The 25,199-nt window shown below is 61.2% G+C and carries 25 protein-coding genes; 10 read left to right on the forward strand and 15 right to left on the reverse strand.

Annotated features, from left to right (window positions below; all coding sequences use genetic code 11):
• Positions 1-52: 52 nt before the first annotated feature.
• Positions 53-1,384 (reverse strand): FAD/NAD(P)-binding oxidoreductase, encoded by a 1,332-nt coding sequence (locus HYPMC_RS10130; protein ID WP_013947820.1) that lies wholly within the window; start codon positions 1,382-1,384, stop codon positions 53-55.
• A 207-nt stretch (positions 1,385-1,591) separates the two neighbouring features.
• Here HYPMC_RS10130 and HYPMC_RS10135 point away from each other — a divergent pair, with 207 nt between their 5' ends.
• The 6 genes from HYPMC_RS10135 to HYPMC_RS10160 all read left to right on the forward strand — a co-directional run bounded on the left by HYPMC_RS10135 (position 1,592) and on the right by HYPMC_RS10160 (position 6,030).
• On the forward strand, positions 1,592-2,086 hold the full coding sequence (locus HYPMC_RS10135) for a thiosulfate oxidation carrier protein SoxY (RefSeq protein WP_013947822.1): 495 nt from the start codon (positions 1,592-1,594) through the stop codon (positions 2,084-2,086).
• Positions 2,087-2,098: 12 nt separating this feature from the next.
• Positions 2,099-2,425 (forward strand): thiosulfate oxidation carrier complex protein SoxZ, encoded by a 327-nt coding sequence (soxZ, locus tag HYPMC_RS10140; RefSeq protein WP_013947823.1) that lies wholly within the window; start codon positions 2,099-2,101, stop codon positions 2,423-2,425.
• Between the two features lie 356 nt (positions 2,426-2,781).
• Complete coding sequence (locus HYPMC_RS10145) at positions 2,782-3,897, forward strand: hypothetical protein (RefSeq protein ID WP_013947824.1); 1,116 nt, start codon at positions 2,782-2,784, stop codon at positions 3,895-3,897.
• Positions 3,894-4,190 carry a MoaD/ThiS family protein gene (locus tag HYPMC_RS10150; RefSeq protein ID WP_013947825.1) on the forward strand — a complete coding sequence of 99 codons (297 nt, stop codon included), beginning with the start codon at positions 3,894-3,896 and terminating at the stop codon, positions 4,188-4,190. Before HYPMC_RS10145 ends, HYPMC_RS10150 begins: the two co-directional genes overlap by 4 nt.
• Positions 4,191-4,342: 152 nt before the next feature.
• Positions 4,343-4,582: a hypothetical protein gene (locus HYPMC_RS10155; protein WP_013947826.1), complete on the forward strand. Its 240-nt coding sequence runs from the start codon at positions 4,343-4,345 to the stop codon at positions 4,580-4,582.
• A 164-nt stretch (positions 4,583-4,746) separates the two neighbouring features.
• Positions 4,747-6,030 (forward strand): cystathionine gamma-synthase family protein, encoded by a 1,284-nt coding sequence (locus tag HYPMC_RS10160; protein WP_013947827.1) that lies wholly within the window; start codon positions 4,747-4,749, stop codon positions 6,028-6,030.
• A gap of 25 nt (positions 6,031-6,055) precedes the next feature.
• On the opposite strand, the gene cimA is transcribed toward HYPMC_RS10160, so the two are convergent.
• A complete protein-coding gene (gene cimA, locus HYPMC_RS10165) occupies positions 6,056-7,687 on the reverse strand; it encodes a citramalate synthase (protein WP_013947828.1) in 1,632 nt (543 codons plus the stop codon).
• Positions 7,684-8,193 (reverse strand): GNAT family N-acetyltransferase, encoded by a 510-nt coding sequence (locus tag HYPMC_RS10170; RefSeq protein ID WP_013947829.1) that lies wholly within the window; start codon positions 8,191-8,193, stop codon positions 7,684-7,686. Before HYPMC_RS10170 ends, cimA begins: the two co-directional genes overlap by 4 nt.
• A gap of 298 nt (positions 8,194-8,491) precedes the next feature.
• On the opposite strand from HYPMC_RS10170, the gene HYPMC_RS10175 reads away from it, so the two are divergent.
• Positions 8,492-8,929: a nuclear transport factor 2 family protein gene (locus HYPMC_RS10175; RefSeq protein ID WP_013947830.1), complete on the forward strand. Its 438-nt coding sequence runs from the start codon at positions 8,492-8,494 to the stop codon at positions 8,927-8,929.
• Between the two features lie 42 nt (positions 8,930-8,971).
• Here HYPMC_RS10175 and HYPMC_RS10180 read toward each other — a convergent pair whose 3' ends face one another.
• The gene (locus HYPMC_RS10180) at positions 8,972-9,808 is read right to left on the reverse strand and encodes a helix-turn-helix transcriptional regulator (protein WP_013947831.1); all 837 of its coding nucleotides are present in this window, start codon (positions 9,806-9,808) and stop codon (positions 8,972-8,974) included.
• A 90-nt stretch (positions 9,809-9,898) separates the two neighbouring features.
• On the opposite strand from HYPMC_RS10180, the gene HYPMC_RS10185 reads away from it, so the two are divergent.
• Positions 9,899-10,786 carry an SDR family oxidoreductase gene (locus HYPMC_RS10185; RefSeq protein ID WP_013947832.1) on the forward strand — a complete coding sequence of 296 codons (888 nt, stop codon included), beginning with the start codon at positions 9,899-9,901 and terminating at the stop codon, positions 10,784-10,786.
• Between the two features lie 142 nt (positions 10,787-10,928).
• Here HYPMC_RS10185 and HYPMC_RS10190 read toward each other — a convergent pair whose 3' ends face one another.
• Both HYPMC_RS10190 and cysS read right to left on the reverse strand, forming a co-directional pair.
• Positions 10,929-12,086, reverse strand: a complete 1,158-nt coding sequence (locus HYPMC_RS10190; RefSeq protein ID WP_013947833.1) for a hypothetical protein — start codon at positions 12,084-12,086, stop codon at positions 10,929-10,931.
• 169 nt (positions 12,087-12,255) lie between these two features.
• Positions 12,256-13,665, reverse strand: a complete 1,410-nt coding sequence (gene cysS / locus HYPMC_RS10195) for a cysteine--tRNA ligase (protein WP_024275898.1) — start codon at positions 13,663-13,665, stop codon at positions 12,256-12,258.
• A gap of 258 nt (positions 13,666-13,923) precedes the next feature.
• Here cysS and HYPMC_RS10200 point away from each other — a divergent pair, with 258 nt between their 5' ends.
• Positions 13,924-15,207 (forward strand): DUF2865 domain-containing protein, encoded by a 1,284-nt coding sequence (locus HYPMC_RS10200; RefSeq protein WP_013947835.1) that lies wholly within the window; start codon positions 13,924-13,926, stop codon positions 15,205-15,207.
• Between the two features lie 67 nt (positions 15,208-15,274).
• Here HYPMC_RS10200 and gltX read toward each other — a convergent pair whose 3' ends face one another.
• From gltX to rpiA, 8 genes are all read right to left on the reverse strand, one after another.
• Positions 15,275-16,645 (reverse strand): glutamate--tRNA ligase, encoded by a 1,371-nt coding sequence (gltX, locus tag HYPMC_RS10205; protein WP_013947836.1) that lies wholly within the window; start codon positions 16,643-16,645, stop codon positions 15,275-15,277.
• Between the two features lie 206 nt (positions 16,646-16,851).
• On the reverse strand, positions 16,852-18,576 hold the full coding sequence (locus HYPMC_RS10210) for an NAD+ synthase (protein WP_013947837.1): 1,725 nt from the start codon (positions 18,574-18,576) through the stop codon (positions 16,852-16,854).
• Between the two features lie 54 nt (positions 18,577-18,630).
• Positions 18,631-18,795: a hypothetical protein gene (locus HYPMC_RS24205; RefSeq protein ID WP_155831225.1), complete on the reverse strand. Its 165-nt coding sequence runs from the start codon at positions 18,793-18,795 to the stop codon at positions 18,631-18,633.
• A gap of 92 nt (positions 18,796-18,887) precedes the next feature.
• Positions 18,888-20,291, reverse strand: a complete 1,404-nt coding sequence (locus HYPMC_RS10215) for a class II 3-deoxy-7-phosphoheptulonate synthase (protein WP_013947838.1) — start codon at positions 20,289-20,291, stop codon at positions 18,888-18,890.
• Between the two features lie 137 nt (positions 20,292-20,428).
• The gene (locus tag HYPMC_RS10220) at positions 20,429-21,184 is read right to left on the reverse strand and encodes an SDR family NAD(P)-dependent oxidoreductase (protein ID WP_013947839.1); all 756 of its coding nucleotides are present in this window, start codon (positions 21,182-21,184) and stop codon (positions 20,429-20,431) included.
• Between the two features lie 57 nt (positions 21,185-21,241).
• Positions 21,242-22,624, reverse strand: coding sequence for a glutathione-disulfide reductase (gene gor, locus HYPMC_RS10225; RefSeq protein ID WP_013947840.1), 1,383 nt, complete (start codon positions 22,622-22,624; stop codon positions 21,242-21,244).
• A 17-nt stretch (positions 22,625-22,641) separates the two neighbouring features.
• Positions 22,642-23,139 (reverse strand): DUF2059 domain-containing protein, encoded by a 498-nt coding sequence (locus tag HYPMC_RS10230; protein WP_013947841.1) that lies wholly within the window; start codon positions 23,137-23,139, stop codon positions 22,642-22,644.
• A 2-nt stretch (positions 23,140-23,141) separates the two neighbouring features.
• On the reverse strand, positions 23,142-23,864 hold the full coding sequence (gene rpiA, locus HYPMC_RS10235; protein ID WP_013947842.1) for a ribose-5-phosphate isomerase RpiA: 723 nt from the start codon (positions 23,862-23,864) through the stop codon (positions 23,142-23,144).
• Positions 23,865-24,071: 207 nt separating this feature from the next.
• Between rpiA and HYPMC_RS10240 the strand changes: the two genes are divergently transcribed.
• A complete protein-coding gene (locus HYPMC_RS10240) occupies positions 24,072-24,755 on the forward strand; it encodes an HAD family hydrolase (RefSeq protein ID WP_013947843.1) in 684 nt (227 codons plus the stop codon).
• A gap of 3 nt (positions 24,756-24,758) precedes the next feature.
• Here the strand turns inward: HYPMC_RS10240 and HYPMC_RS10245 are convergent, their stop codons facing one another.
• On the reverse strand, positions 24,759-25,136 hold the full coding sequence (locus HYPMC_RS10245) for a DsrE family protein (protein ID WP_013947844.1): 378 nt from the start codon (positions 25,134-25,136) through the stop codon (positions 24,759-24,761).
• Between the last annotated feature and the right edge of the window lie 63 nt (positions 25,137-25,199).

Genomic DNA, 25,199 nt, shown 5'->3' on the forward strand with positions numbered 1-25,199 from the left:
TGCAGATACATAGGCCTTCCCTTCGGCCCGGCCAGATGCTGCGCGATAAAGCTTAAGGATTGCGGAAGTTGGGAAGCGTCACCTGCTGGGACGGTTCATCGAACAGGTCTTCGACGATGGTTTGATACCAGTCGGCGCTTTCCTCGTTCACCTGGCGGCGGAGTTCGGCGTTGTCGTCCGGCTTCGAGATGAAGCCGTCCTTGATCTCCAGGTATGCTTTTCCGTCTTTGGTTGCAGGCACATAGTCGCCGCCGATCTTGGCGCTGTTATCGGGCGCGAGCATTGACCAGCAGGTGTTGCGGTAGCGGCCTGGCGTACGCGGCTTGCCCTGCAGGTCGGCGATCATGTCGTTGACGACGACGCCCGCCTGGCTAACGGCGGAATAGGCTGATTTTGGCATTTCGTTCGCAATTGCAGCATCGCCGAGCACGTAGACATCTTTCGCCTTGGTCGACGTGAAATTCTCCGGATTGACCGGGCACCAGTCGCCCTCGGTCAAGCCGGCGCTCGCAGCGATGGCGCCCGCCTTCTGCGGCGGGATGATATTGGCGAGCGCGGCGCGTTCGGTCCGCCCGGCTTTCGTGGTGACGACGCCTGTCTTCGCATCGACCTTGATGACCGAGAAATCGTCAATCTCGTTGGTCAGATTGATCTCGACGATGTCCTTGTAATACTCGTTGAAGGCTTCCTCGAACACGGCTTGCTTGGAATAGGTTTTCTTGGCATCGAAAAGCACGAGCCGAGCTTTCGGCTTCTTCGTTTTCAGGAAATGCGCGATCATGCAGGCGCGCTCATAAGGCCCCGGCGGACAGCGGTAAGGGTTCTGCGGCACGGCCATGACGACGAGGCCGCCGTCAGGCAGCGCGAGCAGCTTTTCCTTCAGAAGCCACGTCTGCGGGCCGCCCTGCCACGCGTGGGGCATGATTTTGGCGGCTTCCGGCGAATAGCCTTCGATAGCATCCCATTTGAAATCGATGCCCGGCGCGACGACGAGGCGGTCATACGTCAGCGTCGGGCCCTTGGCGAGCGTCACCTTTTTCGCCGTCGTGTCGATGCCCGTCGCGGTGTCGGTCAGAACCGTGATGCCGCGCTTTTTCACGCCCTCATAATCGTGCGTGATGGATTTGAAAGTGCGGAAGCCGCCGAGATACAGGTTCGAATAGAAACAGGTTGTATATTTTACCTTCGGCTCGATCAGCGTGATATCGAGCGTGGCGTCGGCCGATTTGAGGCGATTGGCGACCGCCGCGCCGCCAGGTCCACCGCCGATGACGACGATCTTCGCAGAACCTGCCGCCAACGCGGGACGCGGCAGCTCGGTCAAGGCGGCAACACCGACGCCCGCCGCCAATGCATTGAATTCACGGCGTGTAATACCGGTCATTCCCCGCCCCCAGACTTAATCCGTGTCTTGGCCCGATGCTGGTGCGCTGTCATGCGCCCTCTTTTCGTTCTTAACGGCCGTTTTGACCGAGCTTTGCCACGGGCAGCCGCGCATGTCAGGAAAATAAATCGTAAGGTTGCGCGACCGGTCGGCGAACGCCATTCCTATATATAAAACAGCAATCGCTGCGATGTGAGGCAGGCTCGCGTGCATGACCGGATCGACATTGCCGTCCTGAGCCGCCGGACGTTCCTCATCGCCGGCGTGGCGGCGGCTGGTCTGGCGCCGTTCATCGCGCGCGCGAATGCCGACGCCAGCGCGTCAGACGCATTCGTGCCTAGCCAGGACTTCAAGGACGATTTCGCGCGCATCGTTGGCAATGCGAAGCCAATCGACGGCAAGATCAGCGTCGATCTTCCCGAGACGGCGGACAACGGCAATTTCGTGCCGATTACCATTGTGGTCGACAGCCCGATGACGGAAGCCGATCACGTCAAAGCCATTCACATTCTTTCGACCGCGAACCCGCATGCGCATGTCGCGACGTTCCGTCTGTCGCCAGTAAATGCCGTCGCGCTTGTGCAGAGCCGCATGCGGCTTGCGAAGACGCAGGAGGTGATCGTGCTGGCTGAGCTTTCGAGCGGTGACATGCTGGTGTCGACGACGCGCGTAAAAGTGCTTATCGGCGGCTGCGGGATTTAGGGGAGCGATCGGATGGCTGCCACAGGTCCCCGCATCAAGCTGCCCGATACCATCAAGGCCGGTGATGTCATTGAGGTGAAGACGCTCATCCGCCATATCATGGAAACGGGCAACCGACACGACAAGAACGGCAAGCCGATCCCGCGCGATATCATCAATACGTTCATTGCGAAATTCGACGGCCAACAGGTTTTCCGCGCCGAGTTCGGGCCGGGCATTTCGGCCAATCCGTATCTGGCGTTTCAATTGCGCGTTCCCGGTCCCGGCACGATCGAGATCACCTGGATCGACGACGAAGGCGTTGCGGTCTCGGCGACCGCGCCGGTGACGCTTTCTTGACTGGTGCCCGGCGACCCGCCTGCCGCGCGCGGCCGCCGGGGGTACTGAAATCTTCCGTCATGCCGACGAAGGTCGGCACCCCAGTCGAGCCTCCCCATCCGGCATGCTGCGGTCTGTCTGGATCCCGGCCTTCGCCGGATGACGGTGGGGCTTTTTGCTCACCCGTCATCTGATAAGACGCCCAGTGTGCTCGGGCCTGTTCCGAAGACGACAATCACAAAAGTCGTTCAATTCTTTTTTGCGATGCCCTGTCGGAATGGACGGCAGCCGTTCGTCTTGAAGTGGACGGCGACCGGAAAAAGGCCTTCAGTCGGGGCCACAAAGCGGATCGCCGGACAACGAGAACGGGAGGCGACATGACGAGCGTTCGATTGCTGGTTGGCACGCGGAAAGGGGCATTCGTTCTGACGGCCGATGGCGCGCGCAAGAATTGGGACGTCAGCGGGCCACATTTCGCGGGCTGGGAAATCTACCATCTCAAAGGCTCGCCTGCCGATCCGAACCGCATCTATGCGTCGCAATCGAGCGGCTGGTTCGGACAGCAAATCCAGCGATCCGACGACGGCGGCAAGACGTGGGAAGCCGTCGATAATTCGTTCGCCTACAACGGCGTTCCCGGCACGCACCAATGGTATGACGGGACACCGCATCCGTGGGAGTTCAAGCGGGTCTGGCACATCGAGCCGTCACTCTCCGACCCCGACACGGTTTATGCCGGCGTCGAGGATGCGGCTCTGTTTCAGTCGAAGGATGGCGGCAAATCGTGGGCGGAGCTTTCCGGCCTGCGCGGCCACGGCTCGGGTCCGCATTGGCAGCCCGGTGCGGGCGGCATGTGCCTGCATACCATTCTGCTCGATCCGAAAGATCCGCAGCGCATGTTCATCGCCATCTCGGCGGCGGGCGCGTTTCGAACCGATGACGGCGGCGCGACGTGGCGGCCGATCAATCGAGGCTTGAAATCGGAATTCATGCCCGATCCGACAGCGGAAGTCGGACATTGCGTCCATCGCATCGCCATGCATCCGTCGCGGCCCGAAGTGCTCTATATGCAGAAGCATTGGGACGTGATGCGTTCCGATGATGCGGGCAATTCGTGGCGCGAGGTCAGCGGCAACCTGCCAACTGATTTCGGTTTCGTCATCGATGTTCACGCGCACGAACCCGAGACGATCTACGTGGTGCCTATCAAGAGCGACGCGGAACATTTTCCGGTCGATGGCCAGTTGCAGGTCTGGCGGAGCCGTAAGGGCGGCAATGACTGGGAAGCGCTGACCAACGGTCTGCCGCAGTCCAATTGCTACGTGAACGTGCTGCGCGACGCGATGTGCGTCGATGGGCTTGATCAGTGCGGCGTCTATTTCGGAACGACGGGCGGACAAGTTTACGGTTCTGCCGACGCCGGCGATACGTGGAGCGCCATCGTGCGCGATCTGCCGCCAGTGCTTTCGGTCGAGGTGCAAACGCTAACATGATCCGTGTCGTCCTGCCGTCGCATCTCAAGAAGCACGCCAGCATCAACGGTGAAGTCACGGTTGACGTCGACGCGCCGGTGACGCAGCGGTCGCTGCTCGATGCCTTGGAGAAAACGTATCCGGTGCTGCGCGGTACAATCCGCGATCAGGGCACGCAAAAACGGCGGCCGTTCCTGCGCTTCTTCGCGTGTCAGCGCGATCTCTCGCACGACGCGCCGGATACGCCGCTGCCCGACGACGTCGTGCGCGGCACGCAGCCGTTCCTCATCGTCGGCGCGATTGCGGGGGGATAAGCTTTTTGTCGGTGCGCCGCCTCCCCGCCGGGAGCTGACCGCCGGGCACGGCCGAGTTGCTTCGTTCTTAGCTGACAACCGTCGCCGCGTCGCGACCTCGACACATTCGCGCGGCATGGCGGGGGCGTTCGCAGATGAATTAGGATTCCCCCATGCGCAGAGCACTCCGTATCGTCATCATCACTATCGTGGCGTTCGTTATTTTCTTCGGTCAGCGCTGGTATAGTTACGTAACGAACAAGACGAGCCCGTATGATGAGACGGGCATTCAGATCAACAGCGCACTCCCCACGCCGATCCGCAAATGGGGTTGCGATAAGCTGCACGCGAACTTTCCCAACGCCCTGCCACCCGCGGGATGCCAGGCGGAAGACGGCAAGAGCTGGATGTAGCCTTGTCGCGCGCGCTTTAGGCAGACCGGCAATTCCAAAACATCGCGCCTCGTTTGACTCCGCCGCGCTCAAAGACAAACATACTGTCTTTCCGTTGAATCGCGTCTCGGATTGCGAATCTTAAGCGCCTTGCGATCCCGGCCGCCAACCCGAGGCCGCACGTCATGGCTCCTCCGCGCCCGTCTAAAACCCATATCGGCAAGCACAAACTTCACCCCGAAACATTGATGCTTGGCTACGGTTACGACCCGCTTCTGTCGGAAGGCGCGGTCAAGCCGCCGGTGTTCCTGACCTCGACGTTCGTGTTCAAATCGGCGGAAGAAGGCCGCGATTTCTTTCATTACGTTGCGGGGCGAAAGCAGCCGCCAAAAGGGACGTCGGCGGGCCTCGTCTATTCGCGCTTCAATCATCCCAACAGCGAGATCGTGGAGGAACGCCTCGCGGTCTATGAGGAAGCGGACGCGTGTATCTTGTTCTCGTCGGGAATGTCCGCCATCTCGACCACGGTGCTGACCTTTGCGCGGCCCGGCGACGTGATCGTCCACTCGCAGCCGCTCTATGGTGGGACAGAAACGCTTCTGTCGCGGACGCTTGAACCCTTGGGCATTCGTGCGGTCGGCTTTGCCAATGGCGTGGACGAAGAAAGCGTGCGCGCGGCCGTTGCGCTTGCGCAAACGAAGGGGCGCATTGCGCTCTTCCTGATCGAGACGCCGTCAAATCCGCTGAATACGCTGGTCGATATCGCACTCGTCAAGCGCATTGCGGAGGAAACGTCAAAGCAGCAAGGGCATCGCGCCATTCTCATTTGCGACAACACGCTCCTGGGACCACTATTTCAAAGGCCCTTGGCGCTCGGAGCGGACCTGTCGATCTACTCTCTGACGAAGTACGTCGGTGGCCATTCCGATCTCATTGCCGGAGCCGTATTGGGAAGCACGGACCTAACCCGCCCCGTAAAACTTTTGCGCGGCGCGATCGGAACGCAACTCGATCCGCATTCCTGCTGGATGCTTGGCCGTTCGCTCGAAACGCTGGAACTTCGCATGGAGCGTTCCAACAAAAATGCGACGGCCGTCGCCAAGTTTCTGCGCGATCATCCGGCGGTTACCGAAGTCCACTATCTGGCTTTCCTCGAACCCCGAACGAAGCAGCATCGCGTCTTCAAAACACAATGCAAAGCCGCAGGCTCGACATTCTCATTCGACATTGCCGGCGGCGAGCGCCAGGCCTTTCAGTTTTTGAATCGGCTGGAAATTTTCAAGCTCGCGGTCAGCTTGGGCGGCACGGAATCGCTGGCGTGCCATCCCGCTTCGACGACCCACTCAGGCGTTCCGGCCGACGTTCGCGCAGCCATCGGCGTCTCTGAAGGAACGATCCGGCTTTCAATCGGGATTGAGCATCCTGACGATCTCATTGCCGATCTCACGCAAGCGCTTTCGTCAGTCTAGGTGACAGCGCTTGCAGTGAAGGCCGTCATCCTGCAGCGGCATTGTCGCGCAGGAGTTTGTAGTTGATGCTATCGAGCAGTGCTTCGAAGCTGGCGTCGATGATGTTGGGCGAGACGCCGACGGTGGTCCAGCGCTCGCCGGTTTCCATGTCTAGGCTTTCGACGAGAACGCGCGTGACGGACGCCGTGCCACCGTCACGCGTCTGCGTCAGGATGCGAACCTTGTAATCGACAAGCTCGACGTTCTCGATGTGCTTCTGATAGCGACCCAGGTCGTTGCGCAGCGCCTTGTCGAGCGCGTTCACCGGACCATTCCCCTCGCCGACCGACACCAGCGCTGCGTCGTCGCCTGCAATCGAAACGGTGACCACAGCCTGCGAAACGGTGCCGTTGCCGTTGCGGGCTTTGGAGCGCTCTTCCTTGCGCTCGACCGTTACGCGGAAATTGTCGACCGAGAAATAGCGAGGCACGGTCGCGAGCGCGCGCCGGGCTAGAAGCTCGAACGAGGCTTCGGCGGCCTCATAGGAATAGCCCTGATCCTCGCGCGCCTTCACCTCGTCCAGCAGCGCCTGCACGCGCGTGTCGTCCTTATCGGAGGGCAGGCCGAGGCGTTCAAGCGCCGACGTCAACGACGAGCGCCCGCCTTGCTTCGAGACGAGGATGCGCCGTTCGTTGCCGACGCTCTCGGGCGGAACATGCTCATAGGTCTCTGGTGCTTTCAGAAGCGCAGACGCGTGAATGCCGGCCTTGGTCGCGAAGGCGCTTTCGCCGACATAGGGCGCATGGCGGTTCGGCGCTTCGTTCAAAAGCTCGTCGAGAACACGGCTCGCATGCGTCAGCGTGCGCAGCTTCTCCGGCGTGACGCCGGTTTCGAAGTATTCTGCGAACTCGCTTTTCAGAAGCAACGTCGGAATGATCGACGTCAAGTTGGCATTGCCGCAGCGCTCGCCGAGGCCGTTCAACGTGCCCTGGATCTGACGGCAGCCTGCGCGGACCGCCATCAGCGTGTTGGCGACGGCGTTTTCCGTATCGTTATGCGTGTGGATGCCAAGATGCGAACCCGGCACGTGCTTGGCGACATCGGCGACGATGCGTTCGATCTCATGCGGGAGCGTGCCGCCGTTGGTATCGCACAGCACGACCCAGCGCGCACCGGCATCGTACGCGGTTTTGGCGACGGCGATGGCGTAGTCGCTGTTCGACTTGTAGCCGTCGAAAAAATGCTCGCAGTCGATCATGGCTTCGCGCTGCGTCTCGACGACGGCGCGCACCGATTGATCGACGGCTTCGAGATTTTCCTCGTTCGTGATGCCGAGCGCGACGCGGACCTGATAGTCCGACGATTTGGCGACGAGGCAGATGCTGTCAGCTGCCGACTGCAAGACTGCCTGGAAGCCCGGATCGTTCGAGACCGACCGCCCTGCCCGCTTCGTCATGCCGAACGCGGTGAAGCGCGCTGACTTGAAATTCGGACGGGATGCGAACAGGTCCGTATCTGTTGTGTTGGCGCCGGGATAGCCGCCTTCGATATAATCGATGCCGAGGTCATCGAGCACGCGCATCAGCCGGCGCTTGTCTTCGAGCGAGAAGTCGACGCCCGTCGTCTGCGCGCCGTCACGCAGCGTCGTATCGAAAAGATAAAGGCGTTCCTTGCTCATGACGGTTCGGTCGTTTTCTTCGTTTGGCTCTCGGCGAGCCGCTTTATCATGGTCGTGTTGGAAAGCCACTGATCGTCGCGCGGAACAGAATTGCGCTGCGTCGCGACGTAGCCTCGGCTTTCAAAGAACGGCACGGCCGTGTCGCTTGCGTCGACCGTGACAGCCTCGGTGCCCCTGGCACCTGCGATCTTCTCCAGCGCATCGGCCAGCGCGGTGCCGACCCCCTCGCCTGCGTAGTCGGGATGCACGTAGAGCATGTCGATGGTTTTATTGTCCTTAAGGGACCCGAAACCCAGATATTCACCGTCGAGCTGCACGACGAGCGTCAAGGCTGCCGCCAAGTGGGCACGGAATTCGGCAGCGTCTTCCGCGCTTGCGGCCCAAGCGAGCCTCTGATCTTCGTCATAGTCATCGACCGTCAGCTCGTCGATGGACTGGGCGAAAAGATCGCGCAGCGCCATCGCGTCGGCGGGCAGAAAGGGGCGGAGCGGATATTCGTTGGACATGGCTGCGTCTGAGGGTAAACGTCTGGGCTAAACAAACCGGCGCGGACCGGCGTTAACCGGCCTTCTCTGGTGTCGCCAGGGCTTATGGGATGCTGCGATGGGCCTACCCCCATGCGGGGGCCGATGCAAGCCCCCTGTTGACCTCCTTCGGTGCCATATTTTTCGCTCCTCCCTGAGCCATTACCCTCAGAATAACTAAAAATCGCCGCCGCAATTCCTTTGACGTTGCCCAATCCCTGTCCGAAACTGCCAGTACGGATTAACCGTGCACACAGCGGACCTTTGAACAGACCGACGAATGTCGCTGAACTTCGCAACGGCAAAAGCCATCATCGATGAGGCGCACCGCGCCTGGAGCGCCGGCGATATCGAGGGTGTCCTCCGCACCTATGCCGATGATATATGGTTTCAGCGCAATGCAGTCGACAGCACATCTCCTCCTCTGGTCATCCAGGGCAGGGACGCCATGGGCGTTTTCCTGAGAGACATCAACGCGAAGGCAACCGGCATGGCGGTGGTGGACGCTTTTCAATTTCACGCCGGTATAGGACGAGCGCGCGTCTCCTATTTCCTGAAAGATAGAGAAACGGGACAATGCCACTCCGGCACATATCGTCAGATCGTGATGTTTCGCGGCATGCAGATCTCGCGGATGGAGCAGTTTCATGACGCTGCCCGCCTCACGGCATTTTTCCGGCTGATTGACGGCGTGCCGCAACACGAAGGCCGCTCGTAGATCGCCGTCGGTCGCCGGCGAAAGGCAGGCAAGCTTTGCGGCTCAACCGCCTGCCGAACGGATCAAAGACTTTACCCGCTCGGCGTCTTCGGGTGTCGCGGGGTTGTATACGATCATTCCAAGATCAGGGCGGCAATCGACGGCAAATGCCGAATATTCGAAAGTGACGGTGCCGAGAACCGGATGCCGGAGCTTCTTCATTCCGCCCCCGTAGTTGCGGACATCGTTGTCGCGCCACAGCCGTGCGAAATCCGGGCTCGACTGGCAAAGCTCATCGACCAGTGCGCTCACGCGCGCAGTCGCGCCTATCCGCGCCACGTCCGCCCTGAAAACGCCCACGATGAACCGCGCAACGCTCTCCCAATCGTACTGCACCGAGCGAACGTGAGGATCGCCAAAGACGACGCGCAAGATGTTGCGCTTCTCCGGCGGTAGCTTGCCATAGTCGGTCAGGACGGTTGCGAACGCGCGGTTCCAAGCAACGACATCCCACATCGCGTTTTTGATCATCGCGGGACTGAGCTCGAAAGCGTCGACCACACGCTGCAGGCGCGGCGTGATGCTTTCGTCTTCCTTGATATGCACCTCCGGCGGGCGGCCAAGACCCAGAATGAACAGATGCTCGCGCTCGGCATCCGTCAGCATCAGCGCACGCGCGATACGGTCGAGCACGTCGGCGGATGGCGCACCGCCGCGCCCCTGCTCCAGCCACGTGTACCAAGTGGCGCTGACGTTGGCGCGCTGTGCCACCTCCTCGCGCCTGAGTCCTGGCGTGCGCCTGCGTACCAGCGGCAAGCCGAACGATGCGGGATCGAGCTTCGTCCGGCGATCTCTCAGGTAAGCGCCGAGCGCGCTTTCTTTGGTGTCCGACAAACTCATCGTATTAGTGATTATACCCGTATAAACTCACGTCTTTACCAGCATAGACGCTAGCACGAGATAGCCTCCGACGTAACTGAGGAGGATATCATGCGTGTTTTTGTGACCGGCGCGACGGGCTTTATCGGCTCCGCTGTCGTCGATGAATTGCTTGGCGCCGGACACCAGGTGCTGGGCTTGGCACGCTCCGACACGGGTGCGGCGGCCCTGACGGCGGCGGGCGCCAACGTGCACCGTGGCGACCTGCAAGATCTCGATAGCCTTAAAGACGGTGCTCGCGAGACCGATGGGACAATCCACTGCGCATTCATCCACGATTTCGCGAAATTCGCCGAGAATGGACAGATCGACAAGCGCGCCATCGAAGCGATGGGGGACGCACTCGAAGGCACGAACAAGCCTTTCATCGTCACATCGGGAACGGGACTCGTCGCACCAGGAACGGTCGTCACCGAGGACATGCGGTCCACCAATCCGCATGTTCCCCGCGTCTCGGAGCAGGTCGGGCTGGCTTATGCATCGCGCGGCGTGCGTGCGATGGCAATCCGCCTTCCACAAGTGCATGGCAAGAAAGGCAAGGCCGGTCTGATTTCTTATCTCGTTGAAGCCGCGCGCAAGAAAGGCGTGGCTGCTTATGCCGGCGATGGCAGCGAACGCTGGGCGGCGGCGCACGTTTTGGATGTGGCCCGCGTCTATAAGCTTGCGTTGGAGAAAGGGATGGCGGACGGCGTCTATCATGCCGTCGGCGAGGAAGGCGTGCCGATGTCCCAAACGACGGAGATTATCGCGCACGCCGTCGGCGTCCCCGTGGTCTCGATCAAAAAAGAGGAAGCTGGCGAATATTTCGGTCCGCTCGCGATGTTCGCCGGTCTCGACATGCCGGCATCCAGTGCTTTGACTCAGCAGCGGCTCGGGTGGACGCCCAAAGAGATCGGGCTCATCGCCGACATTGGCCAACCGGGGTATTTCACAGGCTGAGAAAGTTTCTCTTTGTCGTCGGGCGTGCTGAAGACACGCCCCTCGGCCACTCAGCGGGGCCGGTCCGCAAAGCCTTATTCGCCCTTCTGGATCAGCGACAATCGTCGGCCCAATTCGGAGCGACCGTTCGGCTCATCTTCAATTAAGCGCCGCGGGCTTCGAACGGTGCTAACAGTCGTTGTTTCGTTACCTGAAGAGCCTGTTTCAACTTCCGCCGAGTGTTGCGAAGCCGCCTTTTCCGGTACGCTCGAGCCCCCCCGACCGCATGCGAGGTCCCATCCTCAGACGTTCTTTCCGCCATGCGCGTGATCGTAGCGACCAAAGCCTGGATCAGCTCTGCCTCTTGTAGGGCCGTGAAGCTATTTGGCTCGGGATCTGCTGGAACGTTCTCGGGAAACCATTTGCGTGACAGCCGACCGTCGAAATATCGCTTATCGAGTTCTTGCGTAACCTCGCTGAACCTCGCTTTGATCGCGTCAGATTCGTGTTTGCTCAACAGCCGCCCAAGCGGCTCGCCTTCAGGGATAAATTCCGTGACCAGGCCTCGAATGCATTGGGCACGCCGCCAACCGTCTGCGCACTCGCCGAACTTCGGCAGGGCCTCATTAATGTGGCGGAGAACTTCGAGGCGCTGCAAATCGAGTGAGATATTGCGGTCGTCATCGAGCAGCGGATCTCTGATCTCCACGCCGAGTTGCTCGCAGAAATCCCGCCGAATATCGCCGTCTGCCATTTGAGTGCGGTCGTACTCTCGCACGATCAAGTTGCTTCTGCCGAACGCTTCCGCCCATAAATCGAGTGTCTGCAAATGGTTGAAGAAACGAGCCTTAGGCAAAATCTGATCGGCGCTGAATCTGTGATGACTCCCGTTCCGAATGCTCTCGGACCATGACGCCAAAGCCAGCTCCGACGGCTCGCGAGCGTAAAAAACAATCTTGATGTCATCTGTCGGTAGTGCGTCGCGCAGCTTTTGAAGCTGACACAGCCGCGTGATACGCGATGAGAAATGCTCGCACGATAGGATAAGATTGCCGTCCGCCGCGCGTGCGCTTTGCGTTAGATGCGCCAATACCGACGGTAGCATGGGTTGCCGCTTCGCAGAGACGAACTCGACCTCACCGTCAATGAGAGCGCCAGCAACGGGAAAATGCGCATCGTGCTCGAAGCAGATGTCATTTGACGCACAAGGGTAATAGAAGCCCGCTTGTTTCAAAAGCTCGGCATTCCGTGTCAAAAAACGCTGCAGTGTCGTGGAGCCGGTCTTCTCTCCACCGATATGCAAGAAAGCGCGTTTGATCATCGGGCCCCCCAACCATTCAAGGCTGAGGCAGCGAGAGAGCTATGTCAAATGGCCTATGCCTGCCATCCACATTTGGTGGTCAACTCATAGCAACCGTGCATGATCGGCCCGAAGCTATTGACAGTCATCGCGATAGCCAATGTCGATGATTTGATTCGGGTGCAGTCACCTACCGAGCAACTTCCCAGGTGGTTTCGATCTCGCCGGTGTCCTTGTTTTTCACGTCTTTCAGCGTGATGCCCATCGCCGCGAGTTCATCGCGGATACGGTCCGATTCCTTGAAGTCCTTACGCTTGCGGGCTTCGAGGCGCGCCACGATCAGCGGCTCGATGGTCGCCGCGACGGCCTGGGCGCTTTCTGCTGCGCGCACGTCAGCGGCCTTCAAAGATGCCCCGTCGAAACCCAAGAGCCCCAGCGCAGCGCCGAGCCCCTTTACATCATTGGCGGCGGCCAGCCCGTGCAGTTCTGCAATGGCCTTCGGCGTGTTGAGATCGTCTTCGAGCGCTTCCAGAACGGCAGCCGGAATTGCATCGCGATTGCCGGTGTCGATGCCGTCGAGCGCGAACCAACCGGTGAGAATTTTCTGGCTCTCTTCCATGCCCTTCTTCGTCCAGTCGATCGGCTGGCGATAGTGGGTGCGCAGCATATTGAGCCGCAACACTTCGCCCGGCCAGCCGTCATTCAACAGCTCGCGAATGGTGATGAAGTTGCCGAGGCTTTTCGACATCTTCTCGCCTTCGACCTGTAGAAAGCCGTTGTGCATCCAGACGTTCGCCATTACCGGCGTGCCGTGTGCGCATCGCGACTGTGCGATTTCGTTTTCGTGGTGCGGGAACGTCAGGTCGATGCCGCCGCCGTGGATGTCGAATACAGGCCCGAGCAACGCGCCCGACATCGCCGAGCATTCGATATGCCAGCCTGGGCGCCCCGGCGTTTTGATACCGGCGGGCGACGGCCATGCCGGTTCGCCGGGCTTCGACGGCTTCCAGAGCACAAAGTCCATCGGCCCTTTCTTGTAGGGCGCGACCTCGACGCGGGCGCCGGCCTCCATCTCGTCGAGCGAACGGTTCGAGAGGCGGCCGTAGTCCGGCATCGAGGCGACATCGAACAGCACATGATCTTCGGCGACGTAGGCGTGGCCGTTCTTCACCAGTGTCTCGATGATCGAGACCATGTCCTCGCCGCCTTCGGGACGGCGGATGTATTCGGTCGCGCGCGGTTCGTACGTCGGCGGCAAAACGCCGAGTGCGTCGATATCCTTGTGAAACTGATCTTCCGTCGCCTGTGTGACTTTGCGGATTGCCTCATTCAGCGGCAGGTCGGGATAGTCGCGCGCAGCGCGGGCGTTGATCTTGTCGTCGACGTCGGTGATGTTGCGGACGTAGGTCACGTGACCCGGCCCGAAGATATAACGGAGCAGCCGGAACAGCAGGTCGAACACGATGACCGGACGGGCATTGCCGATGTGGGCATAGTCGTAGACCGTCGGGCCGCAGACGTACATACGGACGTTATTTGGATCAATCGGCTCAAAGGCGGCCTTCTGCCGGGTCAACGTGTTGTAAAGTTTCAGCGCCAAAGCCGGACCTCGTCCATCGTCATTCATGATTTCCGCAGTATGCCATAGCTGCACGGCGCGGGGATAAGTCTGCCGCCGGGCCTTATCCGCTCCTTTCCACATCCGTCAAGCTGCTGAAACCGCTTGTAAAACGTGGAATGTCTCAATTGCTCCCAATTGACCCGCTAGCAAATCGCTGCTTAGGGTCCGGAATGCGTGATTTTTGAGCGCCTTCGAGCGTTGCGCGCGCATACCGTCTAGGGGACGTTGGGAGCAGGCGTGAGCCAAGGAAGTCCAATCAACACGACCGTTCGCCGGCTGGCGCTTGCACTTGCCGCCGCGGCAATTGCCTTGCTTTTCGTCTCGGAGGTGGCCTCGGCGCAAAGCTGGTGGCCGTTCGGCGGCGGCGGTGACGACCGTCAGGACGGCGGCGACCGTCCGCCCGTACCGCAGGAGCCTGTCTACCGGGAACCTCCGCCGGCCCCCATGCCTCCGCCGCAAGGGCAGCCTCCTGCCGCGTATCCGTCGGCTCCGCCGCAACCCGGCTATCCGGCCGCCCCGCCCCAGGCCGGCGTTCCCGTGCAGCCCAGCGCGCCGCCGCAATCGTCTGCATCGAGCTATCGCAACCCGATCTGTCTGCAGCTTGAGCAGCGGCTTGTGCAGGAGAACAAGAAAAACGGCCAGTCGCAGGCCGATCTGCCTCGCATCGAAGGCGAAATTCGCCAGCTCGAAACCACCGTCGACCAGACGCAAGCGCGGCTCGATCGTGGCTGCTACGAATACTTCCTGTTCACGAAGTCGCTGAAGAACATCCCGCAGTGTAAGGACCTTGCCCGGCAGGTCGACAATTCGAAGCGGCGGCTCTCCGATCTCGATGCGCAGCGGCAGGATATCCTCGGCTCGTCGGGCCGGTCGTATCAGGACGACATCATCCGCGAACTTGCGCGCAACAACTGCGGCGCAAATTACTCTGCGATGGCCCGGCGCGAAGACGGCAACACCGGCGGCATGTGGGAAGACGAAGAGTCAAGCGGCGGCAATACCTGGAATCCGCGCGCTGCGAACGGTGCGCAGACCTATCGTACGCTGTGCGTCCGTCTATGCGACGGCTTCTATTTCCCGGTGAGCTTCTCGACGCTGCCCAGCCATTTCGATCATGACGCGGACGTCTGCTCGTCGCACTGCGCGGCGCCGTCGGAGCTGTTCTATTATCCCAATCCCGGCGGGACCGTCGAGCAAGCGGTCGCAATGAAAGATCAGGAGCCGTACACGAAGCTCAAGTTCGCGTTCCGGTATCGCAAGGAATACGTCAACGGCTGCTCGTGCAAGGCGGCTGACTATACCCCTGCCGATGGCGACAAGAGGGTTGAAGGCGCCCTGCAGACTCTTCAAGGACAGCACCGGGCCGATGCCGCCGCGCCGCAACAGCCGATGACGACCGGCGCGACATCCGTGCAAACGGAAACGCTACCCGACGCAACCGCCCAACCGCAGACGCAGCCGCAAACCGCTCCGTCCATCGGCGCCGGCGGCTGGCAGACTGAAGCCCAGCCGCAGCAGTAACTTTCGTCATCCTCGGCCGAGCGCGGCCGTAGCCGCGTCGAGAGTCGGGGATGACGATGGCGATCCGCTAAGCTCTCTTACCTTCCAGGCGGGCAAGGACGCGGTCGCGGCCCATCAGCGGCAGCAGGAACTTCAGCTCGGGTCCGGCTTCACGTGCCGTCAGCGCGAGGCGCAGGGGGTGAAAGAGCGCTTTGCCCTTTGCGCCGGTTTTGGCTTTGATCGCGCCGGTCCATTCCGACCAAGTCGCTTCGCTCCACGGCTCAGGCGGCAGCAGCGACGCGCCCGCGACGGTCACTTTCGAATCCTCGATGATCGGATCGATGTCTCCCGCCACAACCGTCCACCAGTCCTGCGTATCGGCGAAGAGTTCGAGGTTGCCGCGCACGGCGTTCCAGAAGTCTTCGCGACCTTCGATGCCGAGCGCGCGCAAGCGATCCGCAACGTCGGCGTAGTCGAGCATGTGCAGCAGCTTGCTGTTGAGCGTCTTCAGTTCGGCGACGTCGAAGCGTCCTGGCGCGGTCGAGATTTTTGCGAAGTCAAGTTTGGCGGCCAGCTCATCGCGCGACTTGAATGGCTCGATCGCATCAGAGGTGCCGACGAGCGCGGCGTGACAGAGCACCGCCATCGGCTCCAGCCCATCGTCGCGGAAGCTTTGCACGGACAGTGCGCCGAGACGTTTCGACAGCGCCTGCCCATCCGCACCGATGAGCAACGAGTGATGGCCGAATTCCGGCGGGGTTGCGCCCATCGCCTCGAAGATCGCCATCTGCACGCCGGTATTCGTCACATGATCTTCGCCGCGCACGATGTGCGTGATGCCGAACGCCACGTCATCGACGACGCTGGTAAAGGTGTAGAGATACGTGCCGTCCTCACGGATCAGCACCGGGTCGGATAGCGAACCAAGATCGACCGTCTGGTCGCCGCGGATCAAGTCGTTCCACGACACGAGCGTGGGCTGCGGCGCGAGACCGCGCTCCTCTTCCGTGTTCGGAAGTCGGAAGCGCCAATGCGGTTTGTCGCCACGACCGATGCGGGTTGCGATTTCGTCGTCGGACAACTTCAACGCTGCACGGTCGTAGATCGGCGGCTTGTGCATCGCGAGCTGGCGCTTGCGGCGGCGGTCCAATTCTTCTTCCGTTTCGAAGCATGGATAGAGCGCGCCACTGGCTTTCAGAGCTTCAGCTGCTTCGTCGTACAGGCCCGTGCGATCCTGCTGTCGCGCGAACTCGTCCCAGTTGAGGCCGAGCCATTTAAGATCATCACAGATCGCTTCCGCATATTCCTGTGTCGAGCGCACGGTGTCGGTATCGTCGAGCCGGAGCAGAAATGTGCCGCCGTACTTTCTGGCGAGAAGCCAATTGAGCACCGCCGTCCGGATGTTGCCGATATGGATGCGGCCCGTGGGGCTCGGAGCAAAGCGGACGCGTGGTTTCATGAAAAGCTCGATTGATGATCGGATTTGCGCGCAACCTAGCGTGCGCACCGTCGAACGCAAGTTCTGTTCGTCGTCCTCGTAAGGCGGCGGCGAGGCGCTTGATTCTTGCCGTCATCCCGGCGCAGGCCGGGATCCAGACAATTTCGACATTGAGCGATTGTCTGGGGTGCCGACCTCCGTCGGCATGACGGAGCGATGGTTTGGCGTCAGGCGCCTTTGGCAACTATTGGAGGTTTTGGGACTGGAGGCGCTTTCTGGTCCGCCTGCATCACATCCTCACGAAATTTGTTCGTGATCGGATAACGGCGATCGCGGCCGAAGTTACGCGAGGAAATCTTGACGCCGGGCGCGGCTTGGCGGCGCTTGTACTCGGCTAGATACAGCAGCCGCTCGATCTTCTTCACCGTCTCGACCGAATGGCCGCGCGCGACGACGTCTGCGAGCGGCATTTCCTTTTCGACGAGGCAATTCAGAATGTCGTCCAGTTCTGCATAAGGCGGCAGCGAATCCTGATCGGTCTGGTTGGCGCGAAGCTCCGCCGTCGGTGCTTTCGTCAAGATGCGCTCTGGGATGACGATGCCCGCCGGTCCTTTCGCTTCTTCCGGCACGTGTGCGTTGCGCCAGTGCGCCAGCTCGTAGACCTCTGTCTTGTAGAGGTCTTTAATCGGATTGAAGCCGCCGTTCATGTCGCCGTAAAGCGTGGCGTAGCCGACGGACATCTCGCTCTTGTTGCCGGTGGTCACGACCATGCCGCCGAACTTGTTCGACACCGCCATCAGGATCGTGCCGCGCACGCGGCTTTGCAGATTTTCTTCGGTGATGTCGGCGTTGGTCCCTGTGAAGAGATCCTTCAGGCTCCAGGTCAAACCGGCGACGGTGGGCTCGATCGAAACTTTGTCGTAGCGAATGCCGAGCGCATTGGCGCAGGCGGCGGCGTCTTCGAGGCTCTCGTCGGAGGTGTACTTCGACGGCAGCATCACGGCGTGAACGCGCTCCGGTCCCAGCGCATCAACGGCTATCGCCGCGACAAGCGCGGAGTCGATGCCGCCAGACAGACCGAGCACGACGCTCGGAAAGCCGTTCTTCTCGACATAATCTTTGAGACCCAGAACGCAGGCGTGGTAAGCGGCGGCTTTGCCTTCGGTGAGCTTCGCGACCTTATCCTTCCGGCAGACCCAGCCCGACGGCGTGCGGGTCCATTCCGTTACGGACACGTCTTCGCGCCAAGCCGGAAGCTGCACGGCAAGGCTGCGGTCGGCATTCAACACGAACGACGCGCCGTCGAACACCAGCTCATCTTGGCCGCCGACCTGATTGAGATAGACGAGCGGCAGGTTGCTTTCGGTGACGCGCGCGACGGCGACATTCATGCGGGCGTCGGGCTTCGGCCAATCGAACGGCGAGCCGTTCGGCGAAACGAGAATTTCTGCGCCCGTCTCGGTCAGCGTCTCGACGACTTCGGTGCTCCAGATGTCTTCGCAGATGGGCACACCGATGCGTACGCCGCGGACATTCAGCGGACCGGGTTGTGGTCCCGGTGCGAACACGCGCTTTTCGTCGAAGACGCCGTAGTTGGGCAGATCGACCTTCAGCGTCGTCGCCTGGATGCGGCCGCCATCGAGCAGCGCGACGGCGTTATGCACCTTTCGGCCTTCGGCCCAGATCGTTCCAATCAGGATGGCGGGTCCATCGGCGCAGGCGGCTGCCAACCATTCGAGCTTGGCTTTCGTCGCCTGCTGAAAGGCGGGTTTCAGAACGAGGTCTTCCGGTGGGTAGCCGTTGAGAAACAGCTCAGAGAAGACGACGACGTCCGCGCCCAGCTCCTTGGCGCGGGCGTGTGCGCGGGCGGCGCGTTCGGCGTTGCCTTGCAAATCCCCGACGACGGGGTCGAGCTGAGCGAGGGCGATCTTAAGCGAAGCGGGTGATGTCATGCCCGCTATTTAGGGCGCGGCGCGACCCAGGTCCAGAACCCCGAAGCCGCTGGCTTAATCGCCGTCTTCTTCGCAGGCGACGGGGAACTCCACGTCTGGGTCCCAGCACATGCCGCCGCCGTCGTTGACGGCGCTGAACGTCGCCGGGCGGCGGTCGGCCGCGATGGCTGCGGTTGCGGATGTCAAAACCGCCAACGCGGCAAAGATATGCAATCCCATGTGAGCAGGCCCTCGACATGAAAACAGCGGCCCTGCCAAGCGGGGCCGCTGTTCAGCATACACACAAACGTCACAAACAAAAGGCCCCGCCGTTAGGCGATGAGCGACTTCGGCTCCAGGTGCGTGTCCGCGTTCCGCTCTTTCTTCAATTGCTCTGCAACGAGGAAAGCCAGCTCTAAGGCCTGGTCGGCATTGAGGCGCGGGTCGCAATGGGTGTGATAGCGGTCCGACAAATCCTGCTCGGAAATCGCCGTCGCGCCACCGGTGCATTCGGTCACGTTCTGGCCGGTCATCTCGACGTGGATGCCGCCCGCGTGCGTACCTTCCGCGCGATGGACCTCGAAGAACGACAGGCTCTCCTTCAGGATGCGGTCGAACGGCCGCGTCTTGTAGCCGGTGACGGCCGAGATTGTGTTGCCGTGCATCGGATCGCACGACCAGACGACCGAGCGGCCCGCCTTCTTCACGGCGCGGATCAGCTTAGGCAGGTGTGTTTCGACCTTGTCGTAGCCGAAGCGGCAGATCAACGTCAGGCGGCCCGGTTCGTCCTTCGGGTTCAGAAGGTCGATCAGGCGCAGCAGGCCGTCCGCATCCATCGACGGGCCGCATTTGAGGCCGATCGGGTTTTTGATGCCGCGGCAGTATTCGACGTGGGCGTGATCCGGCTGGCGCGTGCGGTCGCCGATCCAGATCATGTGGCCGCTCGTGGCGTACCAGTCGCCGCTGGTCGAATCCTTGCGCGTCAATGCCTCTTCGTAGCCTAGAAGCAGCGCCTCATGGCTGGTGTAGAAGCTCGTCGTGCGCAGCTGCGAGGTGTTGTCGGACGTGATTCCGCAGGCGCGCATGAACTGCAGCGTTTCGGCGATGCGATCCGCCAGCTCCTGATAACGGTGGCCCTGCGGGCTATCCTTGACGAAGCCCATGTTCCACTGGTGCACGCGTTCGAGATCGGCATAACCGCCGGTCGCGAAGGCGCGGATCAGGTTCAGCGTCGCCGCCGACTGACGATAGGCTTCGAGCTGGCGATGCGGATCGGGGATGCGCGCTTCGGCCGTGAACTCGGTGCCGTTGATGATGTCGCCGCGATAGCTCGGCAGCTCTTGGCCGTTCTTCTTCTCGGTCGGCGAGGAGCGCGGCTTGGCGAACTGCCCGGCGATGCGGCCGACTTTCGTCACGGGCTCACCGCCCGCGTACGTCAGCACGACGGCCATCTGCAGGAAGACGCGGAAGAAGTCGCGGATGTTGTCGGCGCGATGCTCAACGAAGCTCTCGGCGCAGTCGCCGCCCTGGAGCAGGAAACCACGGCCACCGGCAATTGCAGCAAGCTGCTTCTTCAGCTCACGGGCTTCACCGGCAAAAACGAGCGGCGGGAAGGACGCCAGACGTGCTTCCACGTCGGCGAGGGCCTGGGCGTCCGGGTATTCCGGAACCTGCATGATGGGTTTGCCGCGCCAGGTATCTGGCGACCATTTTTCGGCTTGGGCGTTGGACGCCATCGTCAACTCCTGAAAAGCAGCTATCGGGCCCCGCCCGGAGGCGGTGCCTTCCCCTGCTCTGTGGCATATTATCTCGGGGCGCTTATAGGTGATATCGCCGCCCCGCGCCAGCCCACCTTGGACGGCGTTCCTTGCGATTAAAGCCCGGCTCCCATGCCGCCATCGACGGCCAGTTCCGATCCCGTGCAATATAGGCTGTCGTCGGAGGCAAAAAAGACCGCCGCGCCCGTCATATCCTCCGGGCGGCCGAGGCGGCCCATGGGGGTCTTGTCGATCAGGGCCTGTTTGACGGGCGGCAGCTTCAGCAGGCGGTCCGTAATGGCGGTTTCGACGTAGCCTGGCGCGATCGCGTTAACGCGGATGTTGAACGGCGCGTACTCGACCGCCAGCCCCTTCGTCAGCGCCGTGACGGCACCCTTAGTGGCGGTATAGGCCGCAAGCGGGCGCAGACCGCGGTTCGCCATGATCGACGAGATGTTGATCAGCGACGCGGACTTCGACTTTCGAAGCAGCGGCAGCGCATCACGCGAAATTCTGAGGATGGCGTCGAGGTTCACCTCGCGCAGCTTCGTCCAATCGGAATCGGAGAGCTGGCGGACTTCGCCACGAACGAGGATGCCGGCGTTGTTGACGACGACGTCGACGTAGCCGTGCGCGTTCTCGATGTTGCGGAACAGTGCGGTGATATCCTGGCCTTTCGAGACGTCGACGGCCATCGCCGTCGCGGCGCCGCCGTTGCCCTTGATATCGCGAACGGTTTGCTCGGCGGTCTCGCCGTTGATGTCGGTCACCCAGACGTGCGCTCCTTCGGCAGCGAAGCGATGCGCGATCGCCGCGCCGATGCCGCCGCCGGAGCCCGTTACCATTGCGATCTTTCCGCTGAGCCGCGCCATGTGAACCTCACGTCGTCGATTGGGGGGCCGAACCCATACGGCGGTGCACTCCCCCGATCAAGCCGCCGCTTCGCCAGGGGCCATCCATTTCTCGCGCAAAGTCACAAGTTCTTCTGCGGCCGATGGATGCAAGGCCATGGTTTGATCGAAATCGGATTTTTTTGCGCCCAGGCGCACGGCAATGGCGGCCGTCTGCACGATCTCGGCCGCATCGGGACCCAGGATGTGGACGCCCACGACGCGATCCGTCGCCGCTTCGACGACGAGCTTCATAAGCGTGCGCTCGTCGCGGCCACCAAGGATCGCCTTCATCGTGCGGAAGGCGCCTTTGTAAACATGGACGTCTCCATACTGGCTTTTCGCTTCCTGCTCGGTGAAACCGACAGTACCGATCTCAGGCGTTGTAAAGACCGCGGTGGGGATCGTCGTATAATCGACGAGCGTCGGCTTGTCGCCGAAGACGCTATCGGCGAAGGCGTGGCCTTCGCGAATGGCGACGGGCGTCAAGTTCACGCGATTGGTGACATCGCCGACGGCATAGATCGACGGCACCGTCGTCTGTGAATGGTTGTCGACGACGATTGCGTTCTCGGGGTCCATCTGGACACCGATGGCTTCTAGGCCCAGCCCCCGTGCGTTCGGCGAACGGCCAATCGCGAACAGGATCTGGTCGGCTTCGAGCGTCTCGCCGCCTGTGATCGTGCCTACGAGCCCCGACGCCGTTTTTTCAATCTTGGTGAAGACCTTTTCGTTGATGATGCGGATGCCGCGCGCTTTCATCGTCTCGACGAGGCCGTCACGCAGATCGTCGTCGAAACCGCGCAGGATTTTCTCGCCGCGATAGATCAGCGTGACGTCAGAGCTGAGCCCGTGAAAAATCGATGCAAACTCTGTCGCGATATAGCCGCCGCCAGCGATGACGATGCGGCGCGGAAATTCCTTCAAGTTGAAGACTTCGTTCGAGGTGATGACGTGCTCGATGCCGGGAAGCTTGCGATCGACGTTCGGGTGGCCGCCCGTCGCGATCAATATTGTCTTCGCCGTGATCGTCCGGCCGGACGCTGACAGGCGCACCTGGTTGGGCGACAGGCACATCGCACGTTCGGGAAAAATCTCGACCTTGTATTTGTCGAGCGTCGTACGATACGCGGCTTCGAGACGCGAAATTTCCTTGTCCTTGGCGGCAATCAGCGACGGCCAGTCGAATGTCCTCTCAGGCAGCGTCCAGCCGAAGCCTGCCGCGTCCTTGAATTCGTCGCTAAAGCGGCTGGCATAGACGAGCAGCTTTTTTGGAACACACCCGCGGATCACGCAGGTGCCCCCGACGCGGAATTCCTCGGCAATGGCGACTCGTGCGCCGTGGCTCGACGCAATACGGGCGGCTCTCACGCCGCCCGAACCTGCGCCAATGACGAAAAGGTCGTATTCGAAATCTGACATCGCTTGGCTATGCAGGCTTACTTCTGATCGGTGGGGATGGGCGGCGTCTGCCCGGCTTTGATTTCGTCGGCGATCTTGGCGCTGTATTTCATACCGATCTCCGCGCCCTTCTTCATCAGTTCAGGCGTCTTGGCGATAAACTTTGCACCCGGCCCCGAACGATAAAAGTCGGCAACCGTTTTCATTTCTTCAGCCGTGAACGTCTCGGCGTAGAGATTGGCAAAGTCGGTGATCATCTGGTCTTTATATTCGAGCAGCTTTTTCATGCTCGAATCGAATTGCGCCGAGAGCTTTTTGCCGGCTTCGGAATTGTCGGCGTTGGCGCCTTTGGCGAAGCCGCGCGACATGGCTTCGACCATGCCGTCCATCTGCTTCGTCACGCCGGTGACTTCAAGCAGATCGCGGGCGGCGGCGACGCGGGCCGGATCGGGTGGCGTTGCGGGCGAGTCTTCAGCCAGCGCCGCGGTCGAACAACAGACGAAAAACAGTGCAATTATTCGCAGCCAGCGGCCCATTTTTATTCATCCTCTTCGAAATCGATTTCAATTGCCGAAATGACTTCTACACCCATTGGTCCGGCAATAATGCCGACATCGGCAATGCCAAGGAAAAGACCGTTCTCGACGACGCCGGGAACGAGCTTCAAAGCGTCGTCCAGCGCCTCGGGATCGTCAATCGAACCGAACGCGCAATCGAGAATATGGTTGCCATTGTCGGTTACGAATGCCTTGCCATCCGTACCACGGCGCAACTTGATCTCGCCGTCTAGCCCCAGATCGTCGGCAAGCTTGGCGATCAGACTTTCAGTTGCCGCCAGTCCGAACGGCACGACCTCGACCGGCAGAGGAAACTTGCCGAGCACCTCGACGAGCTTGCTGTTGTCGGCAATGATGATGACTTGGTTCGAAGCCACCGCGACGATCTTTTCCCGGAGGAGCGCGCCGCCGCCGCCCTTGATGAGGCGCAGGTCTTCATCGAGTTCGTCGGCGCCATCGACGGTGAGGTCGAGCGCCGGTGTCTCATCAAGCGTCGTCAACGGAATATCGAGCGCTGCGGCTTGGGCGCGCGTCGCTTCCGACGTCGGAACGCAAACGACCTTGAGGCCGCTTCTCACGCGTGCGCCCAACAGCTCGACGAACTTCGCAGCCGTCGAACCGGTGCCCAGACCGAGCTTCATTCCGTCTTCGACATAGCCGAGCGCCTGCTCGGCCGCCTGCCTCTTCCAATCGTCAGTGCTCATCTTGCCCCCAAAGACCAAAATCGGCTGCTGCTCGCCGGGCCGTGCGCCTTGTCTAGGCTGGCGGTGCGGCGCTTTCAAGCCACGCAAATCTACCAGACATTCGTGACGCCGTGACAGAGCGGACCGAGACGACTACGGTCCAGCGTCGACGGTGGCGTGCGGAATGCGCGCCGCCGACGCCAACCAATGAAAATACGAGGAGATTTCATGCAGGGTTGGACGATCGTCTTCGATCTGGACGGCACCTTGATCGACACGGCGCCGGATCTGGCCGAAGCGACGAATCACGTGCTCTCGACGCTCGGCCTTGAGCGGATCAACGAAATGGAAATTCGCCCCTTCGTCGGCCACGGCGCGCTGGCGATGATCGACGGCGCGGTGAAGGCGCACGGGCGAAAACTTCCCGAACGCGAACTGCACGATCTATTCGAGGTTTTCCTGACCTATTATTCGGCCCACATTGCAGATCGCAGTGTCCCCTACCCGCACATCGTCGCAGCGCTCGACGGGCTGAAAGCCGAAGGCGCGACGCTTGCGGTCTGTACCAACAAGATGGAAGCGCAGGCGCGCGCCGTTCTCGAAGCGCTGAAGCTCGACGGTTATTTCTCGGCTCTAACCGGGCGCGACAGTCTCGGCGCCTACAAGCCCGATCCTCGGCATCTGACCGGCACGATCGCATTGGCCGGCGGACAACCGGGCAAGAGCATCATGATCGGCGATAGCGAAACCGACATCCGGACGGCGAAGGCGGCACAGGTGCCGGTCGTGGCGGTGAGCTTCGGCTACAGCATCGATCCGGTGCTGTCGTTCGGGCCTGACGTCATCATCAACGATTACCGCGAACTGCGTGGGGCGATCGGCAAGCTCGCGGGGATGCCGGTCAGTTCATAACGGCTAGTAGGTTAGAACGCGGCAATCGTCCGACATGATCTCTTCGATGAAATGCGCGGCGCCAATGACGCCGCTGCATTCGGCGATCAGGTCGTCCTTGCGCATGGCGCAGCTATCGAGGCCGGTTGAGAAGCAATGGAAGCGGACGCCTGATGCGTGTGCCTCCTTGATGAAGTCATAGACTGACCGGCACTCGGCCGCCTTGACGTGCACGGCTTCGGCGACGCCGTTGCGCAGAACTTCGGCGGCGCCGCCCGTGCAGACGACCTCGACCTGATAGCCCATCGACGCTGCGACGGAGGCTTGAAAGATCGGCGGGCAGATGGACTCGTCACTGTGCGGACTGGCGTTGGCCAATACGATGATAAGCTTGCGCGTCACGGCTGGCGTCCTGCTCGGAGACACTGCCGCCGAGACTAGGCTGCGACCGGCGTCGGCCGCAAC

It is taken from the genome of Hyphomicrobium sp. MC1 (genome assembly GCF_000253295.1).
Lineage (GTDB): Bacteria > Pseudomonadota > Alphaproteobacteria > Rhizobiales > Hyphomicrobiaceae > Hyphomicrobium_B.